The 18,495-nt window shown below is 54.7% G+C and carries 13 protein-coding genes, 1 tRNA gene and 2 pseudogenes; 11 read left to right on the top strand and 5 right to left on the bottom strand.

Features of this window, described 5'->3' with window-relative positions:
• Nucleotides 1–46: 46 nt before the first annotated feature.
• Entirely contained in the window at nucleotides 47–550 is a 504-nt protein-coding gene (locus tag DAQ1742_RS02720; protein ID WP_035339650.1) for an FxsA family protein, read from the bottom strand.
• 431 nt (nucleotides 551–981) lie between these two features.
• Here DAQ1742_RS02720 and aspA point away from each other — a divergent pair, with 431 nt between their 5' ends.
• The 9 genes and pseudogenes from aspA to DAQ1742_RS02675 all read left to right on the top strand — a co-directional run bounded on the left by aspA (nucleotide 982) and on the right by DAQ1742_RS02675 (nucleotide 10,704).
• On the top strand, nucleotides 982–2,421 hold the full coding sequence (aspA, locus tag DAQ1742_RS02715; protein WP_035339648.1) for an aspartate ammonia-lyase: 1,440 nt from the start codon (nucleotides 982–984) through the stop codon (nucleotides 2,419–2,421).
• Between the two features lie 188 nt (nucleotides 2,422–2,609).
• On the top strand, nucleotides 2,610–3,911 hold the full coding sequence (locus DAQ1742_RS02710; RefSeq protein ID WP_035339646.1) for an anaerobic C4-dicarboxylate transporter: 1,302 nt from the start codon (nucleotides 2,610–2,612) through the stop codon (nucleotides 3,909–3,911).
• A 138-nt stretch (nucleotides 3,912–4,049) separates the two neighbouring features.
• The gene (gene cutA, locus DAQ1742_RS02705) at nucleotides 4,050–4,394 is read left to right on the top strand and encodes a divalent cation tolerance protein CutA (RefSeq protein ID WP_035339644.1); all 345 of its coding nucleotides are present in this window, start codon (nucleotides 4,050–4,052) and stop codon (nucleotides 4,392–4,394) included.
• Entirely contained in the window at nucleotides 4,370–6,112 is a 1,743-nt protein-coding gene (locus DAQ1742_RS02700) for a protein-disulfide reductase DsbD (RefSeq protein ID WP_035339642.1), read from the top strand. Before cutA ends, DAQ1742_RS02700 begins: the two co-directional genes overlap by 25 nt.
• A gap of 71 nt (nucleotides 6,113–6,183) precedes the next feature.
• Nucleotides 6,184–6,759 carry a division control transcriptional repressor DicD gene (gene dicD / locus DAQ1742_RS02695; protein WP_035339640.1) on the top strand — a complete coding sequence of 192 codons (576 nt, stop codon included), beginning with the start codon at nucleotides 6,184–6,186 and terminating at the stop codon, nucleotides 6,757–6,759.
• A gap of 150 nt (nucleotides 6,760–6,909) precedes the next feature.
• Nucleotides 6,910–6,985 (top strand) — tRNA-Phe (locus tag DAQ1742_RS02690).
• Nucleotides 6,986–6,988: 3 nt separating this feature from the next.
• Nucleotides 6,989–7,853, top strand: a pseudogene (locus tag DAQ1742_RS02685) (tyrosine-type recombinase/integrase); the annotation flags it as partial.
• Nucleotides 7,854–8,729: 876 nt separating this feature from the next.
• Nucleotides 8,730–9,767, top strand: a pseudogene (locus DAQ1742_RS02680) (IS630 family transposase).
• A 25-nt stretch (nucleotides 9,768–9,792) separates the two neighbouring features.
• The gene (locus DAQ1742_RS02675; protein ID WP_035345699.1) at nucleotides 9,793–10,704 is read left to right on the top strand and encodes a LysR family transcriptional regulator; all 912 of its coding nucleotides are present in this window, start codon (nucleotides 9,793–9,795) and stop codon (nucleotides 10,702–10,704) included.
• 326 nt (nucleotides 10,705–11,030) lie between these two features.
• Here DAQ1742_RS02675 and cadR read toward each other — a convergent pair whose 3' ends face one another.
• The gene (gene cadR, locus DAQ1742_RS02670) at nucleotides 11,031–11,459 is read right to left on the bottom strand and encodes a Cd(II)/Pb(II)-responsive transcriptional regulator (protein WP_035339624.1); all 429 of its coding nucleotides are present in this window, start codon (nucleotides 11,457–11,459) and stop codon (nucleotides 11,031–11,033) included.
• 70 nt (nucleotides 11,460–11,529) lie between these two features.
• Here cadR and DAQ1742_RS02665 point away from each other — a divergent pair, with 70 nt between their 5' ends.
• Together DAQ1742_RS02665 and uraD are read left to right on the top strand one after the other, a co-directional pair.
• Nucleotides 11,530–13,848 (top strand): heavy metal translocating P-type ATPase, encoded by a 2,319-nt coding sequence (locus DAQ1742_RS02665; protein WP_035339621.1) that lies wholly within the window; start codon nucleotides 11,530–11,532, stop codon nucleotides 13,846–13,848.
• 489 nt (nucleotides 13,849–14,337) lie between these two features.
• Complete coding sequence (gene uraD / locus DAQ1742_RS02660; protein WP_035339619.1) at nucleotides 14,338–14,823, top strand: 2-oxo-4-hydroxy-4-carboxy-5-ureidoimidazoline decarboxylase; 486 nt, start codon at nucleotides 14,338–14,340, stop codon at nucleotides 14,821–14,823.
• 357 nt (nucleotides 14,824–15,180) lie between these two features.
• Here uraD and ahpF read toward each other — a convergent pair whose 3' ends face one another.
• The 3 genes from ahpF to DAQ1742_RS02645 form a co-directional block, all read right to left on the bottom strand.
• On the bottom strand, nucleotides 15,181–16,740 hold the full coding sequence (ahpF, locus tag DAQ1742_RS02655) for an alkyl hydroperoxide reductase subunit F (protein ID WP_035339618.1): 1,560 nt from the start codon (nucleotides 16,738–16,740) through the stop codon (nucleotides 15,181–15,183).
• 79 nt (nucleotides 16,741–16,819) lie between these two features.
• Nucleotides 16,820–17,383: an alkyl hydroperoxide reductase subunit C gene (ahpC, locus tag DAQ1742_RS02650; RefSeq protein WP_012883250.1), complete on the bottom strand. Its 564-nt coding sequence runs from the start codon at nucleotides 17,381–17,383 to the stop codon at nucleotides 16,820–16,822.
• Between the two features lie 104 nt (nucleotides 17,384–17,487).
• Complete coding sequence (locus DAQ1742_RS02645; RefSeq protein ID WP_035339615.1) at nucleotides 17,488–18,480, bottom strand: FecCD family ABC transporter permease; 993 nt, start codon at nucleotides 18,478–18,480, stop codon at nucleotides 17,488–17,490.
• Nucleotides 18,481–18,495 lie beyond the last annotated feature (15 nt).

Genomic DNA, 18,495 nt, shown 5'->3' with positions numbered 1-18,495 from the left:
GCATTAAAGCGCAATTTTTTTGCCAACTCCACGCAGTCCGCGCGAATCAGCGGGGCGCAGAGTCATCCGGTGGTGTGCCATCACGGCTATCGCCACGCGGATGATTCAGGCGATCATGCTCATCTTTACGTTGAAACTCGCCGTCAAACACATTGCCAGACTTGCCGGAACCCGTGGTGCCCGGCTGACCTCGCCAGATTTGCAAATGCGGCATCAGTTTCAGCGTCAGGTGTTTTTGCACCGGTGGCAGCAACAGCAGTAACCCGAGAAAGTCGGTAAAAAAGCCGGGCAACACCAGTAAAAAACCCGACAGAATCAGCGACACACTCTTGACCATTTCTGCTGCCGGGCTTTCTCCTGCCTGCAAACGCTGCTGCATCAGCATAATGTTCTTCAACCCCTGATTGCGCACCATCGAGATACCGATACCGGACGTCAGCACCACCAGTAATAGCGTCACCGCCACCCCCAGCACTTCAGCCACGCGAATAAAAATGGAGATTTCGATATAGACGAACAAGAAAATCAGCAAAAACGGTAGCCAGCGCACCCAGAACTCCTGTGGTTACATTAACCTATTGATAAAAATACACTCACGCCCCTATTCACACCGGCACCGGTCATCATGAACGGGTATGAAAAGACGCCCTGTTTGCGTGATACAGTACCTGTACATCACGGCATCAGGCAGCCCATATCGGCGAAGACTGATCAGGAGATGGGAGTGACAACGCCTTTTTTCAACCCGGAGAGGGCGATATCATTGGGTGCCACAATCAGGGTCATGACCCTCATCACACTTCATACAGCAAGGGGGAGAACACCGCCCAGATGTGATCGGGGCAACGGAAATCCTGCATAACTACAGAATATCATAACAACAACGGCGAGCGTGATGGTTAAACATTCTGCTGCCGTCCTCCACGGTAAGACGATACATCCTATAAATTCTAATCGATAGAAGTAAAAGAGAAGGCTCTCATGTCAGATAACATTCGTATTGAAGAAGATCTGTTAGGTACGCGGGAAGTTCCGGCTGATGCTTACTACGGTGTCCATACCCTGCGCGCGATAGAAAATTTTTATATCAGCAACCAGAAAATCAGTGACATTCCAGACTTCGTGCGTGGCATGGTGATGGTGAAAAAAGCCGCTGCCATGGCAAACCGTGAACTTCAGACCATACCGCGTAAGATTGCCGACACCATCATCAAAGCCTGTGACGAAGTGCTGGTCAATGGCAAATGTCTCGATCAATTCCCGGTGGATGTGTTCCAGGGTGGCGCAGGTACCTCGGTGAACATGAACACCAATGAAGTGCTGGCCAACATTGGTCTGGAACTGATGGGGCACCAGAAAGGGGAATACCAGTACCTGAACCCGAACGACCATGTGAATAAATGCCAGTCCACCAACGATGCCTACCCGACCGGTTTTCGTATTGCGGTGTATACCTGCATTTTGAAACTGGTTGATGCCGTTACCGTACTGGCAGAAGGGTTTGATAAAAAAGCCAAAGAATTTGAAAACATTCTGAAAATGGGCCGCACCCAGTTACAGGATGCCGTGCCGATGACGCTGGGCCAGGAGTTCCATGCGTTCAATGTGCTGTTAAAAGAAGAGAACAAAAACCTGCTGCGCACAGCAGAATTGCTGTTGGAAGTTAACCTTGGGGCTACCGCTATCGGCACACGCCTCAACACTCCCGATGGCTATCAGCAACTGGCCGTACAGAAGCTGGCTGAAGTGAGCAAACTGCCATGCGTACCGGCAGAAGACCTGATTGAAGCCACCTCCGACTGCGGTGCTTACGTGATGGTACACAGCTCGCTGAAACGTCTGGCGGTGAAACTGTCTAAAATCTGTAACGACCTGCGTCTGCTCTCCTCCGGGCCGCGTGCGGGCTTAAATGAAATCAACCTGCCGGAATTGCAGGCCGGTTCATCGATTATGCCAGCCAAGGTCAACCCGGTGGTGCCGGAAGTGGTCAATCAGGTGTGTTTCAAAGTCATTGGTAATGACACCTGTGTCACCATGGCGGCGGAAGCCGGTCAGTTGCAGTTGAACGTGATGGAGCCAGTTATCGGCCAGGCGATGTTTGAATCCACCCAGATTCTGACCAATGCCTGCTACAACCTGCTGGAAAAATGCGTCGAAGGCATCACCGCCAATAAAGAGGTCTGTGAGGACTACGTTTTCAACTCTATTGGTATTGTCACCTATCTCAACCCGTTTATCGGCCACCACAATGGCGACATCGTGGGCAAAATTTGTGCGGAAACCGGTAAAAGTGTGCGTGAAGTGGTGCTGGAGCGCGGTCTGCTGACCGAATCCGAACTGGATGACATTTTCTCAGTACAAAACCTGATGCACCCGTCTTACAAGGCCAAACGCTACACCGAAGACCAAGACGCGTCCTAATTCCGCACTGTCTTCTCTGTAAGGCACGTCAGCCCGTTAGGGTTGCGTGCCTTTGTTCTATTCACTATTTTTCTATCCACTATTTTTTCCACGCCGCAAAAGGCCAACCTTTAGCTACAACCATAAGAAAAAAATATGGAAAGACGTTTTGCGATGTTACGGGCAACAAAATCAAAAGGAACATCAACATGATTATTCTGGAACTGTTTATCGTTCTTCTCGCTATTTATTTGGGTGCCAGGCTTGGCGGTATCGGCATCGGGTTTGCTGGTGGGCTGGGTGTGCTGGTACTCACGCTGGGATTTCATATCAAGCCGGGCGCAATTCCGTTTGACGTGATTGAAATCATCATGGCGGTGATTGCCGCTATCGCTGCCATGCAAATAGCCGGCGGAATGGATTATCTGGTCAGTCTGGCGGAAAAACTGCTACGTCGGCAGCCACGGTACGTCACCTTTCTCGCACCGCTGGTGACTTACTTCATGACGCTGCTGGCAGGCACCGGCCATACCGCTTTTTCCACGCTGCCGGTTATCGCCGAGGTCGCCAAAGAGCAAGGTATACGGCCCTCTCGCCCGCTGTCGATTGCCGTCGTCGCCTCGCAAATTGCCATTACCGCGTCGCCAATTTCTGCGGCCGTGGTGTTCGTTGCAGGCTTGCTTGAACCCAAAGGGGTCAGCTATCTGGCGCTGCTGGGGATCTGCATTCCCAGCACGCTGGCGGCGATTTTACTGACTGCCGTCATGACGAACTTTCTGGGTAAAGAGTTGAAAGACGATGAAATTTACCAGGAACGTCTGCGCAAAGGCGAAGTGTCGCTACGCGGCCAGGGCCAGCAAGTGCTAAAACCGGGAGCCAAACGCTCTGTCGGGTTATTTCTGGTCGGAATTATTGCCGTCGTGCTGTACGCCACTGCCATCAGCGACACCGTAGGGCTTATCCACAACCCGGTGCTGCCTCGCAATGAAGCGATTGTGGTGTTCATGCTGACCATCGCCACGCTGATTTGCCTGAGCTGTCGCGTCGATACCGCGCAAATCCTCAGCGCCAGCACCTTTAAATCTGGCATGAGTGCGTGCATCTGCGTGATGGGCGTCGCCTGGCTGGGTGATACCTTCGTCAAAGCACATATCACCGATATTCAGAGTACCGCGGGTACACTGTTACAAAGTCATCCGTGGATGCTGGCGGTTGTGTTGTTCTTTGCCGCCACCCTGCTCTATTCACAGGCGGCAACGGCCAAAGCATTGATGCCGGCGGCGCTGCTGCTGGGTGTAAGCCCCATCACTGCGATCGCCTCATTTGCGGCGGTATCGGCACTGTTTGTGCTGCCAACCTACCCCACACTGCTGGCGGCGGTGGAAATGGATGACACCGGTTCAACACGCATCGGCAAATACGTATTTAACCACGCGTTTCTCATTCCGGGTGTTGTGGCGATTTCACTGTCTGTGGCATTTGGCTTTGTTATCGGCCATCTGGTGCTCTGAGATCTCTGACTTCCGCCCCTATTATTGGAAGCCGGATCGTAAAGTTTTTCGGGATCGACCCTATCAGGGCGATCCCGCCTTACTATCCCCCGCCTTGCACGCTATAGTATCTCAACCGTTACCGTTATCGAGGTCACGATGTCCGATTCAACACCCCCATCCGCACCGCACAACGCGGTGGTGGTACTGTGTACCGCACCGGATGAAGCCTGTGCCCGGCAACTCGCCCGGTCAGCGTTAGATGCGCGGCTGGCCGCCTGTGTCACTCTATTGCCGGGGGCAACCTCTCTCTACTACTGGGAGGGAAAACTGGAACAGCAGACGGAGATTCAACTGCTGCTTAAAAGCGACAGGGAACACCAGTCCGCCTTGCTGACTCACCTGAAACAACAACATCCCTACCAAACACCGGAGTTGCTGGTGCTTGCGGTTGAGGATGGTGACAGCGATTATCTCTCATGGCTCAACGCATCCTTGCTGTAATCATGTTTTGTCTTGGCGTACTACTGAGTACGCCGGGTGTGGCGCAAAACCCTTTCGGTCGCACCAGTCAGCCCCAGTTTGTTCCTGTTGATCAAGCCTTTGCGCTGGATTTCCAGCAACGAGATCATCATCTTACCGTGAGCTGGCAAATTCGCCCCGGCTACTATCTTTATCGCCAGCAGATTGTGCTGGAAAGCCCTTTTATCGAGGGCGGAGCGGTCAGTTTGCCGCCCGGTGAGCCGCATGAAGATGAGTTTTTCGGCAAGGTAGACGTCTATCGTCAGTCGCTGACACTGAGCGTCCCTCTGCGTGACATTCCTGCCGACGCCACACTGCGGGTCAGCTATCAGGGGTGTGCCGAAATGGGGCTTTGCTACCCGCCGGAAACCCGCGAACTACCGCTGAGTGCCACAACCACCAACGTGCCCCCCCCTACTCAGGCAACCGCTCGCCCCCCTCACTCTTCGGCCACAGCGGTGCAACCGGTGCCATCCGTGGAGCCTGCGACACTGCCCTTTTCCCCACTTTGGGCTTTGCTTATCGGTATCGGTGTCGCCTTCACGCCCTGCGTGTTACCCATGTACCCGCTGATTTCGGGGCTGATTTTGGGCCAGCGTCAGCGCCTGTCTGCTGCACGCACCCTGTTGTTAACGCTGCTGTATGTACAAGGGATGGCGCTGACCTACACCCTGCTAGGCCTGATCGTCGCGGCCGCAGGTCTGCGCTTTCAGGCGGCACTGCAACATCCGTATGTGTTGATCGGGCTTTCCGTGATGTTTGCCGCGCTGGCGCTATCGATGTTTGGTGTCTACACCTTGCAACTGCCCTCCGCCCTGCAAACCCGGCTCACGCTCTGGAGTAACCGCCAGCAAGGCGGGTCTGCCGTCGGCGTCTTTGCCATGGGGGCGCTGGCCGGGCTGATTTGTTCGCCCTGCACCACAGCACCACTCAGCGCGCTGCTGCTGTATATTGCTCAAAGTGGCAACCTGCTGGCCGGCGGCGGTACGCTGTATCTGTATGCGCTGGGCATGGGGCTGCCGCTGGTGGGCGTAACCCTGTTTGGCAACCGGCTGCTGCCCAAACGCGGCCCCTGGATGGGCCATATCAAGGAAGGGTTTGGCTTTGTGATTCTGGCGCTGCCAGTGTTCCTGCTGGGAAGGGTGCTGGGAGAGCACTGGGAATGGCGTTTATGGGGGCTGCTCGGCGTGGCCTTTTTCGGTTGGGCATTTAGCCTCAGTTTGCGCAGCCAAACTGGGGGAATGCGCATCGTACAGGTGCTGTTATTACTCGGCGCACTACTGGCAGCCCGGCCATTGCAAGATTGGGTATTTGGTGCAACCATGCCAGAGACATCGGCCCGGCTGTCATTTACCCCTGTTGGCTCGCTCAGTGAACTGACTCATGCACTTGAACGTAGCGATGGGCGCATCACCATGCTCGATCTCTATGCTGACTGGTGTGTGGCCTGTAAAGAGTTTGAAAAATATACTTTTAGCGATGCCACGGTTCAGGTATCACTCTCAACGCTACAGCGGCTGCAAGCCGATGTGACCCGCAATAACGACACCCAGCGTGTACTGTTGCAGCATTTACAGGTTTTAGGGCTCCCCTCTATCCTGTTTTTTGATGCAGACGGGCGCGAAATTCCTGGCTCACGGGTGACAGGGTTGATGGATGCCCAAACCTTTGCGGCCCATATCAGGCAATTACCACACTAACCCCATCGTTCACCGCTGTCAGGGGTATTGGTCAATCAGGCTCGCAACACAGGCAACACCGGAGAAACATCATGCAACGGGAACACGTACTGGAACAGGCTCTGGTACTACTGGAACAGAGCGGCTTTGCCAACATGACACCAGAGAAACTGGCACAGCACCAGGGCATCAGCATTGAAGCGCTTACCCCCTTCTGGCCCGATCGCGATGCCCTGCTCTATGACTGCCTGCGCTACCACAGCCAGCAGATCAACATCTGGCGTAAGCAAGTGCAACTTGACACACAGCTCAGCACCAGCCAAAAGCTCCTGATACGCTATCAGCGCTTACAGGATGCGGTGCGCCAGCAGCGGTTTCCTGGCTGTCTGTTTATTGCCGCATGCAGCGCCTACCCAGACCCAACACACCCGATTCATCAACTTGCCGACCAGCAAAAGCAGGCCTCTTATCAATACACCAAAACCTTGCTTGACGAACTGGGAACCGATGATGCTGACATGGTGGCACAACAACTAGAGCTCATTCTGGAAGGCTGCCTGAGCCGGTTGCTGGTAAAACGCCAGTTGTCTGACGTCAGTGTGGCAAAACGATTAGCAGAGGATGTATTACACATGGCGATGTGCCGCCAGCATGGCGCACTGGCATAGCCATCGACACAACGCTCACACATTCATTAACCCCAAGCGCCGATTATTTACGCAAAAAATGCAGGAATGCCGAAAAAGCAGGCAAACTCACCATAAACCAACGAATTCACGTTGACGAGATCGCCCGAATCCGGTTTAATGCGCCACGTTGCCCGGATAGCTCAGTCGGTAGAGCAGGGGATTGAAAATCCCCGTGTCCTTGGTTCGATTCCGAGTCCGGGCACCACTTATTCAAAGAACCCGCCAAAAAGGCGGGTTTTTGCTTTTCTGCACAGTCACTCATCTCAGTGGCTCGCAAGGCCTGCCCCTCACGGTATCCACCAGCGGCGCTAAGCTATGGTGCTTCCGCTATCGCCGCGGCGGTAAAGAAAGCCGTCTGGCCTTTGGCCCCTATTCTTAAACTACGCTGGCAAAAGCCCGCGAAAAGCGCGATGCAGCACGTAAGCTACTGGCGTCTGGACTCTGCCCTTCTCAGCTTCGTAAATCGAACAACCCCGCCGTTGAGGAATCCCGCACCTTTCAGTATGTCACGATGGCGTGGCACACCAGTTCTCTAAAACTCTGGTCAGACGTGCACGCCGATAAAATTCTTACCTGCCTGAAACGCTACGTTTTCCCCGCGATTGGCGCGATGGATATCGCTCAGGTTAAAACCCGCCATCTGGCGCAGTTAGTTAAGGCGATTGACGACAAAGGCGTGCATGACGTCGCCGGACGGGTACGCCAGCATCTGACCAAAATTATGCGCCATGCCGTACAGCAGGGCGTAATCAAATACAATCCGGCTTACGATTTGGATGGCGTCGTGACCCCGGGCGTGACCTAACATCGCCCCGCCCGGCCGCTTAAACGCCTTCCTGAACTGCTGGCGAAGATGGAGAACTACAAAGGCCGGATGCTGACTCGTCTGGCGCTGGAGCTGAATCTGCATGTTTTTCTGCGCTCCAGTGAACTCCGTTTTGCCCGCTGGGATGAATTCAACCTCAAAGCGCATATCTGGAGCGTTACCCGCCCAGCGTGAGACGGTAAACGGCGTGCGATTTTCAGCGCGTGGCGCAAAGATGAAGGATGAACATCTGGTGCCGCTGTCACGGCCTCTGTCAGCAGCTTGTTCCTGCCACGTAGTGCAATGACATAATAAGGTTCGGAAATCAAAGTCTGCTCTTTTAGCGCTGGCGGGAAATAGTCTATGACTGACTGGCTAAAAGGTTCGTCACTACTTTCGGAGGAAAGTAATATATAAGGGGTAAAAAAATTAGCGATTTTTATACCGTCACCCACGCTCAGTGCACCACTGGCAACCGCAGAGTTAATAATCCCGAAACTTTCTCCACTATATGCAATAAAATGAAGAGACTGACCTTGCTGCTGCGCCCGCACACTTAACTGGGCAGCCAGAGCGAGGTTATGGGTAAGGAAACTTGCACCGATAAATCCCTGTCGTTCCATTTTTCCTTCTGGGAGCGTTACCGGATTAATCAGCATTTTTTCGGGGTGGTCGCCGTACCCCATTGCCATTGCAGCTTCGCTGTATATCTGCTCAATAACTTTATTTCCAGATTTCAACAAGTCTTCGCCAATATTCTGATATACAGCCCGGCTGCCTAATCCTGGAAAGAAACCTATAACATTATTTTCACTTACCACACACCTTTTTTCCATCTCGAAATATTTCATCTCTTTACCCAATTTATATTGATTTTTTAAGGCAGGTGTATCTATCCCAGAAAGATTAAAACATCTAGAAATCGTTTAATTAAAAATAATTTTATAATTATCACCGAATACATTTCACTTAAAAGAGTCAGGATTAAGCGAGTGAAAAAACATTTAATTCATTTTCACCGGCTTTATATCCTGACAGATACTAAATAGCTTCGCAAAATAGTAGATCACTTGAAGGGAACTCAGTCCGAATTGAGCGATCTGATCAATCGCCAAATATCCCAAATCACCAACCGGACTGAGCGATGCCGATCATAGCAGCAATCCCTGATGAAGAACGACAACTGATGTGCAAAGAAGCCCAACAAACACGCGATAAAAATTATGCCAGACGACTCATTGCCATGTTGATGTTGCATCGGGGAATGACCGTCACCGACGTCGCCAGACTGCTCTGTGCTGCGCGTTCATCCGTCGGAAGATGGATAAACTGGTTTACTTTACAAGGTGTTGAATGACTCAAGAGCCTCAGGCCCGGTCGTGCGCCTTGCTGGCCCGTCGCCGATATCCAGCGTGTGCTTCCCTTGCTGGTTCAACGTTCACCGAAGGATTTCGGCTGGCTGCGCTCCCGCTGGAGTACAGAGTTACTGACCCGCATCGTCAACCGGCTTTTTGACGTGACGCTTCACCGCTCCACCCTGCACCGATACCTCAAACAGGCCGGTATGGTCTGGCGCAGGGCCGCACCGACGCTGAAAATCAGGGACCCGTATTATGATGAAAAGCGGCTTGCCATCGAGCAGGCGCTGGCTCAGGGCTCAGCGGCTAATCCCGTGTTTTATCAGGATGAAGTCGATATCGACCTGAACCCGAAAATCGGTGCCGACTGGATGCCCAAAGGGCAGCAGAAACGTATCGCCACGCCGGGACAGAACCAGAAACATTATCTGGCTGGCGCACTGCATTCGGTGACGGGCCGAGTCTCCTACGTTAGTGGCAACAGCAAGAGCTCTGATTTATTTATCCAACTGTTAGAGGCATTACGACGCATATACCGGCGGGCGAAAACCATTACGTTGGTGGTTGATAACGACATCATCCATAAAAGCCACAAAGTGGCGCGCTGGCTGTCGGAGAACAGTAAGTTCCGGCTACTGTTTCTGCCGACCTATTCGCCGTGGCTGAATCCAATTGAACGGTTGTGGCTGTCGTTACACGAAACGATAACGCGAAATCATCAGTGCCGGTACATGTGGCAGTTACTGAAACAGGTAGCGCAATTTATGAATGCAGCTTCACCATTTCCCGGCAACCAACCTGGCCTGGCTAAAGTGGAGCGGTAATATGAGAAGCTATTTAGGTATTACAATGGATAATCTCAAAAGACTGGATCTGAATCTTCTACTGACACTGGATGCTTTGCTAAAGGATCCGAACGTGACACGCGCCGCCCGAATGCTGAATCTTTCCCAGCCAACCGTTAGCGTGCAGTTGGCGAAGCTGCGAAAAAGTTTTGACGATCCACTCTTTTTACCCGGCCCGCGTGGTATGCGCCCTACAGCACGAGCAGAGCTACTGCGCACACCACTCAGCCAGGCACTAGCGCTACTGGATAAAGCTATCTCTTCCCCTGACCCATTTATTCCCAGCAAATCCACCCATATCTGGCGTGTGATAGCGGCAGATTATTGTGAAAACACGGTGCTGCTACCGGTGCTGAAAAATTTACGTCGCGAAGCGCCCGGCACTCGACTGGCGGTGCTGGAAAATGCCAACTCACAGATTGCGAAGGTCGCGGGACAGGACAATGTTGATCTGTTCTTTCATATTCGCGAGGAGTCGCCGCAGGGGCTGCGCTGCCGTATGCTGTTCAGCGAACGCTATGTACTTGTCTGCCGTATTGGTCATCCATGGCTGAAATCAGCACCGACGCTCAGGCAGTTTCTCAAACTGGATTTTGTGATGATTTCGCCGGACGGCGGTGGTTTTTGGGGAAATACGGACAAGGCGCTGTCGGAAATGGGGTTAAGCAGAAACGTCGTGCTGTCAGTCCCGCACTTTATGTTTGCTGTATTCACCATCGCCACCACCGATCTGGTCGGCGTGCTACCGTTACGGCTGGTAAGAGACAATCCGCAATTACAATATTTCGCACCGCCAATGGATATACCTGGCTTTGAGATGAACATGCTCTGGCACGAACATCTGCACCGTGAACCTGCTCACAAGTGGCTGCGGGATCTGATTATACAGTCGCTCGAAGATGATGCAGAAATATGATGCCCTCAATAATTATCTGCGCAGAATGCCCGCCTTTTCGAGAGGTGCTCAAGTGGTATTTATTTAAACCAGCAGGACACATCCTCCCCCGCCAGAATCGCCATAGACAGGTTTTCATAAAATGAACCGCAATATCTGAGATTAAACCTGAAATAATACGGATACATATTTATTTTGTACCGTTGTCAGCGTCCAGATAACACTCTGTTATGATCTGTTTTTACCTGATTACAACGACCTCTTCACTCTCATCGTTGCCTGGCAAGCAGGCTCAACTCTACGTTGCTGATAGTTATCACCACTGATGACAGCCACAAGATTGCCCGTCAAAGATGCGTGTGAGAGGTGTCTTCCCCGTCCAGCTCCAGCGTGGAAATGCCCTGCAAAATACCGCAATCATCGACAGATTGAACAGACTGGCAGCGCTGACGTAACGCTGCCAGTTGCGCCTTGAGCTGTTGTAATTGCGCGATGCGCACCTCCACATGCCCGATGTGTTCTTCCAGCAGGTTATTGACGCCCTGGCAACTGGCGGCAGGCTGTTCGCCTAACGCAAGCAGTTCGCGAATTTCATCGTGGTTCATGTCTAGCGAGCGGCAGTTACGAATAAACCGCAGCCGCTCTATGTGCTGCGCCGCATAGTGGCGGTAATTGCCCTCGGTGCGATGAGGCGCGGGCAGTAGCCCTTTTTTCTCGTAAAAACGGATGGTTTCCGGGGTGGTATGGGTGAGTTTTGCCAGATCGCCAATTTTCATGTGATGCCCTCTTGACCCTGTAGCGGCTATAGGGTTTTTACTACAGCAAAACATCGAACAGGATGCAATCATGGCAGAAAAATATGCTCATCGCCCGTTACAGGTGCTAAAACCCATCGGGGCCAGTGCCAGCAAGCCTGGCAGTGCGCTGCGGCGGCCACGGGCGCATACGGCACAGGGGCAACAGCACGATGCCTCACAGGCAGCGTGCTGTACTCATCACCCGGCAGCCCCGCTCTCGGCATTGACCGACGCACAACGCGACGGTGACTGGCAGCATACCCCTATTCGTATCATGCAGATGGATTGCCCGACCGAAGAAGCGCTATTACGTAAAAAACTGGGGGGATTAGCGCAGGTTAAGGCACTGGAATTTAACCTGATGCAACGGGTCATGACCGTTACCCATCGCCATGATGCGCTGGATGAAGTGCTGGCGGCTGTGCGTGCCGTTGGCTTCGAGCCTGAAATTCACCCGCCGCAGGGGGCGCAATCCATGCCGCCGGCTGAGAAAAAAGCCTGGTGGCCGCTCGCGCTGGCGATAGCGGTTGCCGCGCTGGCTGAGGTGGCGGACTGGATGCAGTGGCCGGTCTGGTCTGCTGCCGGGCTTGCCATCATCGCCGTGGCGCTCAGTGGCCTTGGCACCTACCGTAAAGGCTGGATAGCGTTACGTACCGGCAACCTGAATATTAATGCACTGATGAGCATTGCCGTCACCGGTGCGCTCATTCTGCAACAATGGCCGGAAGCCGCCATGGTGATGGTGTTATTTACGCTGGCAGAGCGTATCGAGGCTCGCTCTCTTGACCGGGCGCGCAACGCCATTGCCGGGCTGATGAACCTGGCACCGCAGAGCGCGACTGTGCAACAGCCGGACGGCCGCTGGCAGGAGGCCGAAGCAAGTCAGATTCTGCCAGGCAGTATTGTGCGGGTGCGCCCTGGTGAACGTATTGCGCTGGATGGCGACATTATCAGCGGCCAGTCGGCCGTCAATCAGGCACCGATTACCGGCGAAAGCCTGCCGGTGGACAAAGGCGTCGGCGACCGTGTCTTTGCCGGTACCATTAATGAAAATGGTGCATTTGAGTACCGGGTGACGGCCGCCGCCAGCGACACGACGCTCGCCCGCATTATTCATGCCGTCGAGCAGGCTCAAGGCGCAAAAGCCCCGACACAGCGTTTCGTTGACCAGTTTGCCCGCGTCTACACGCCGCTGGTCTTTGCCGCCGCCCTGCTGGTGGCAACGCTGCCGCCGCTGTTCGGGGCCGGTGAGTGGCTGGCATGGATTTACAAAGCGCTGGTGTTGCTGGTGATTGCCTGCCCCTGTGCGCTGGTTATCTCAACGCCCGTGACGATTGTCAGCGGGCTGGCAGCGGCAGCGCGACGCGGTATTTTGATTAAAGGCGGAGTATTTTTGGAAAAAGGCCACGCGCTGCGCTGGCTGGCGCTGGATAAAACCGGCACGCTGACGCAGGGCAAGCCGGTGCAGACCGGTTTTTATGCCCTCAATGAGACTGAAGATGCCCGCTGTCGCCAGCTGGCGGCAAGCCTGGCAGCCCGTTCAGACCATCCCGTGTCACGCGCCATTGCCGAGGCAGCCACAGACGCCGCAACGCCATTACTGGAGGTGGCAACGTTCAGCGCCGTTGCAGGGCAAGGGGTTATCGGTACGCTGGAGAATCAGCGTTATTTTTTAGGCAACCTGCGCCTGGCGCGTGAGTGGCTGGGGGCGGAAACCGCTGATGCGTTCACCGACCGGCTTGCCGCGCTGGAGCAGGCAGGTAACACCACGCTGGTGCTGGGCAATACCCAACAGGTTTTGGCTCTGATAGCCGTCGCCGATAGCGTGAAACCCTCCAGCCAGCAGGCGATCACCGCCCTGCATCAACTGGGGATCCGCACGCTGATGCTCACCGGCGATAACACCACGGTGGCAAACGCGATTGCACAGCAGGTTGGTGTGGATGAAGCGCACGGTAATCTGTTACCGCAAGACAAGCTTGCTCACGTTGAACGGCTGTGCGCACAAGGGATGGTCGGTATGGTGGGCGACGGGATTAATGACACCCCGGCGCTGGCCCGCGCCGATATTGGTTTTGCGATGGGAGCCATGGGCACCGGCAGCGCCATAGAAACCGCTGATGTCGCGTTGATGAATGATGATCTGCGCAAAATCCCCGAATTTGTGCGCATCTCAACGGCAACCCGCGCCATTTTGATACAAAACATCGCGCTGGCTCTCGGCATCAAAGCGCTGTTTCTGGCGCTGACGCTGCTGGGTATGGGCACAATGTGGATGGCAGTGTTTGCCGATGTCGGAGCCAGCCTGCTGGTAGTCGGCAATGGCCTGCGCCTGTTGCGCCAGCCTGCGGCCAATGGCTGGCAATAGATGCCCGCAACGCAGGCATGAAGAGTAAGCGCTCACTTGTTTTTCAGGGGCAGTATTCGCCATGCCCCCCCGCCAGAAGGGCCTCGGCAAACGCCTGCCGGGGCCACAGAACACCCCGCACGTCATCACGCGCCAAACGCACGTTGTACCGGCACAGGCCCGTTTTATGCCATCACCCTGTCTTTGCAAGTAAATACTCACTCAGGCGGGCCCTTCATGAGCATGCTGCCGCCCCAATGGGCAGCCTGACACCACATGCACCATCACAGGGCAAACCGATGCGCCAGAATGAACCGACTGTATGCCAGCAGCTACACCTGTTTCTGACCTGCTGGTCAAACAATCACTGGCACGGTAGTTGCTAGAAACCGGAGGGGTAAGCAGATTATGGCAAATCCCAGTCGGGAAGGTGAAACCTTATCCTGCAAACCGGGGTGATAACAGGGATCTACACCCTATAGCATTCAGGCAACCGAACAAGGAGAGACAATGATCACGTTGGAACAGTTTAACCTGCTCAGTGTCAGTGAAGCTGTAGCGTTATTGACACCCTGCGTGGCGCTACCAGGTTTTGCAAAACACGTTACCGCCGGTCGCCCTTACGGCAACCGGGCGGCACTGTTGGCCGCCGGACTGCAAGCCACCCAAGGCTGGCAAGGCGAGGAGCTGGCGCAGGCATTGCGTAACCACCCGCACATCGGCGCGCTGGCCGCAGGCGTAGTGTCACCTCAGCAGCAGGGCGAAGGACAGCGCGAAACCCTCTCGCTGTCGCAGGCGCTGCGCACGGCCAACGCCAGTTATGAATCGCGTTTTGGCCGGGTATTTTTAATTCGCGCCAAGGGCCGTAGCGGTGAGGAAATTTTGCACATTCTGCATCGCCGGTTACAAAATAACGAACAGCAGGAAACCGCCGAGGCGCTGGAGCAACTGCGCCAGATTACGCTGTTACGGCTGGAAAGCATGGTGGGCGAATAAATGCACCCTGTCCTCACGTCTGACACCTGCGTCGCGGCAAGGACACATCCAGCGCCTCATCCTGCTATCGGGTGATGGCAACCCTGAGTGATACCTCACTGATGCCCGCGAGCCGGTAGGCCCCACCGACAGCACACTCACCGGAATATCATCACCTTTCGCGCCAAAGGCCTGATTTTACCGCTCAGCATGTGATAATAAGCCATAAAAAAACCCCTTTAGAGCGGCTAAAGGGGTAGGGTCGCCGCAAGCGACCAGGTGGAGCATGAGGGTAGAGAATGACCTCTGTGCAGGAGGTCTGCCGTACTCACCCGGCTTGAGCGAAAGACATGCGGAGAGTGTCGTGTCGGGCTTTTGTCATTGTGCTCGTATCAAATAATCGAACGCACTCAGTGACGCTTTCGCCCCTTCACCGGTGGCGATAATAATCTGTTTATAGGGCACCGTCGTGCAGTCTCCGGCAGCAAACACCCCTTTCACGCTGGTTTCGCAACGGGCATCTATCTCGATTTCACCGATACGATTGCGGTTAACCGCGCCTTCCAGCCAGCCGGTATTCGGCAACAGACCGATTTGCACGAAAATGCCTTCCAGCGCCAGCTTATGGACGTTATCCGTGAGGCGGTCTTTATATTCCAGACTGGTCACTTTCTGGCCGTCGCCCAGCACTTCGGTCGTCTGTGCATTCACAATCACATCGACATTCGGCAGGCTGCGCAGTTTTTGCTGCAACACCGAGTCGGCTTTCAGTTCTGGTGCAAATTCCAGCAGGGTAACGTGTTTCACCACACCGGCCAGATCGATGGCGGCTTCCACGCCAGAGTTACCGCCGCCTATCACCGCCACATGCTTGCCCTTAAACAGCGGGCCGTCACAGTGCGGGCAATAAGTCACACCACGGGTGCGGTATTGATCTTCGCCCGGCACGTTCATGTTGCGCCAGCGCGCACCGGTGGCAATGATGATGCTGCGTGATTTCAGCACCGCACCAGAGGCCGTTTCAATCTGGTGTGGCTGGCCGGGTTGCGTCGCCGGGATCAGTTTTTGTGCACTTTGCACATCAATCACATCCACGTCGTAATCATCGACATGGGCTTTCAGTGCACCGGCCAGCTTCGCGCCTTCGGTTTTCGGCACAGAAATGTAGTTTTCGATATCGACGGTATCGAGAATTTGCCCGCCGAAACGCTCGCCCATCAAACCGGTGCGGATGCCTTTACGGGCGGCGTACACCGCAGCGGCGGCTCCCGCCGGGCCGCTGCCGACGATCAGCACGTCATACACCGGGCGGCTATTGAGCTTATCCACTACGCGAGCGGTCGCACCGGTATCCACCTTGCCGACGATCTCCGCCAGGCTCATGCGGCCCTGACTAAAGTGTTCACCGTTCAGGAATACCGTCGGCACGCCCATGATATTGCGGTCTTTGATCTCATCCTGAAACACGCCGCCATCAATTGCGGTGTGGGTTACATTCGGGTTCAGGATGGCCATTAAATTCAGCGCCTGCACCACATCCGGGCAGTTGTGGCAGGTCAGCGAATAATAGGTTTCGAAGTGAAACGTACCGTCCAGGTCGCGGATTTGGTCGAGCAACTCCTGCGCCTCTTTTGACGGGTGTCCGCCAGTCTGGAGCAGAGCCAGCACCAGCGAGGTAAATTCATGCCCCATCGGTGCACCGGCAAAACGCGGGCCGCTGGCCGAGCCGGGGTTCGTCACCAGAAATGAAGGTTTGCGTACCGGCAGGTCATTATTTTCAAAGAAACTGACTTTTTCAGATAAACCGGCAATTTGCGTCAGCAGTGTGCGAACGTCTGCTGATTTGGCCGAATCGTCCAGCGTTGCCACCAGCTCAACCGGCTTAGTCAATTTTTCCAGGTAGGCTTTCAACTGGAGTTGCATGTTATTGTCGAGCATAGATTATCCTTGGCATTGGCGTAAAAATCGGGTGCAACGCACCCGATAAACGAATTGAAGCGCTGGGGAAACGTGATAGTTAGATTTTGCCGACCAGATCCAAAGACGGAGCCAGTGTCGCATCGCCTTCTTTCCATTTTGCCGGGCACACTTCGCCGGGGTGAGAGGCCACGTACTGGGCGGCTTTCACTTTGCGCAGCAGGTCAGATGCATCACGGCCAATGCCTTCTGCCGTAATTTCCACCGCCTGAATAATACCTTGCGGGTCAACGATAAACGTACCACGGTCAGCCAGGCCCTGATCTTCGCGCATGTTTTCGAAGTTGCGGGTCAGCGCACCGGTCGGGTCGCCAATCATCGCGTATTTGATTTTGGCGATGGTTTCAGAGCTGCTGTGCCAGGCTTTGTGGGTAAAGTGGGTGTCAGTGGAGACAGAGTAAATATCAACGCCGATTTTCTGGAATTCGTCGTAGTAATCCGCCACGTCGCCCAGTTCAGTTGGGCAAACGAAGGTAAAGTCAGCCGGATAGAAGAAGAACACGCTCCATTTACCTTCGATGTTCTGCTCGGTCACCTCGATGAACTGACCATCTTTAAAGGCCTGGTTTTTAAACGGTTTAACTTTAGTATTGATAACGGACATTTGTGTTTCCTCATGTGTTCCAATGTGTTTGGCTTGGGATGTAAGGTACAAAAATGTGACTGATGTCGCTAATGCGTTGTCCGTATCGAATCAATAAGTAATACCTAACGTTTCGCCAGCAGGCTGATGACAAACAGCCCGCCGAGCCCGGCGGTCACAATTCCCACTGGTAACTCCTGAGAAGGCAGCAACACCCGGCTCAGGGTGTCGCCACCACATAGTAATATCGCCCCCAGCAGGCCACAGAGCGGGATCAACCTGCGATGGCGCACCCCGGCGAGCGGTCGGCATAGATGCGGCACCATCAGCCCGACAAAGCCAATCACCCCGGTCAGGGAAACCAGTAGCGCAGTAGCGAGCGCACACCCGATAAACACTTCGATACGCAGGCGGTTAACATGAACTCCCATCGAGAGCGCGGTTTGCTCTCCGGCCAGCAAGCTGTCGAGCGCGCGCCAGCGCGTCACCACCAGGACAACAAGCAGCAGCAGGCTGCACAGTGCCAGCGGCAAATTATCCCAGCGCGCCAGCCCAAGCCCCCCTAACGACCAAAACAGCACCGAACTGGCGGCTCGCTGGTCGCCGGAGAACACCAGATAGCTGGTGACGGCACCAAACAGAAACGACATCGCCAGCCCGCACATCACCAGATGCTCGGCCTGCCGGCCTCGCCGCAAAAAAAACAGCAGCATCACGCAGAGAGCCGAACAGATCCCGCCACCAAATGCCGCCACCGGCAACGTGAACAGGCCAAACCATTCGCCAAAGCGGGTTATCACCAGCACCGCACCGGCAGATGCGCCAGAAGAGAGGCCAAACAGGAAAGGGTCCGCCAGTTCGTTGCGGGTGGTGGTTTGCAACAGTGCGCCGACAATCGCCAGGCCCGCACCGGTGAGCACTGCCAGCAGGGTACGCGGCAGGCGCAACGCCAGCACGATACGCCGCACGCCGTCCGGCACACTGCCTTCATCGGGTATCAGCGCGGCCACGACCTGTGCCAGTGGAATGCGGGTCGCGCCGATGGCGGTACTCAGTGCCATCACCACCAGCAGCAGGCCAGCCAGCAGCAGGCCGGACAGCACATAATATCGCTGCATCGTGTGCCATTGCTT

It is taken from the genome of Dickeya aquatica, from assembly GCF_900095885.1.
In the GTDB taxonomy this organism is placed as follows: Bacteria; Pseudomonadota; Gammaproteobacteria; order Enterobacterales; family Enterobacteriaceae; genus Dickeya; species Dickeya aquatica.
The sequence above is the reverse complement of the archived record's forward strand: the minus strand, read 5'-3'. Positions and strand labels throughout refer to the sequence as shown.

Bases quoted from the DNA above. Each gene is read 5' to 3' on its own strand.
- aspA (WP_035339648.1), top strand. From the start codon at position 982: ATGTCAGATAACATTCGTATTGAAGAAGATCTGTTAGGTACGCGGGAA.
- DAQ1742_RS02710 (WP_035339646.1), top strand. From the start codon at position 2,610: ATGATTATTCTGGAACTGTTTATCGTTCTTCTCGCTATTTATTTGGGT.
- cutA (WP_035339644.1), top strand. From the start codon at position 4,050: ATGTCCGATTCAACACCCCCATCCGCACCGCACAACGCGGTGGTGGTA.
- DAQ1742_RS02700 (WP_035339642.1), top strand. From the start codon at position 4,370: ATGGCTCAACGCATCCTTGCTGTAATCATGTTTTGTCTTGGCGTACTA.
- dicD (WP_035339640.1), top strand. From the start codon at position 6,184: ATGCAACGGGAACACGTACTGGAACAGGCTCTGGTACTACTGGAACAG.
- DAQ1742_RS02675 (WP_035345699.1), top strand. From the start codon at position 9,793: ATGGATAATCTCAAAAGACTGGATCTGAATCTTCTACTGACACTGGAT.
- cadR (WP_035339624.1), bottom strand. From the start codon at position 11,459: ATGAAAATTGGCGATCTGGCAAAACTCACCCATACCACCCCGGAAACC.
- DAQ1742_RS02665 (WP_035339621.1), top strand. From the start codon at position 11,530: ATGGCAGAAAAATATGCTCATCGCCCGTTACAGGTGCTAAAACCCATC.
- uraD (WP_035339619.1), top strand. From the start codon at position 14,338: ATGATCACGTTGGAACAGTTTAACCTGCTCAGTGTCAGTGAAGCTGTA.
- ahpF (WP_035339618.1), bottom strand. From the start codon at position 16,740: ATGCTCGACAATAACATGCAACTCCAGTTGAAAGCCTACCTGGAAAAA.
- ahpC (WP_012883250.1), bottom strand. From the start codon at position 17,383: ATGTCCGTTATCAATACTAAAGTTAAACCGTTTAAAAACCAGGCCTTT.
- DAQ1742_RS02645 (WP_035339615.1), bottom strand. From the start codon at position 18,480: ATGCAGCGATATTATGTGCTGTCCGGCCTGCTGCTGGCTGGCCTGCTG.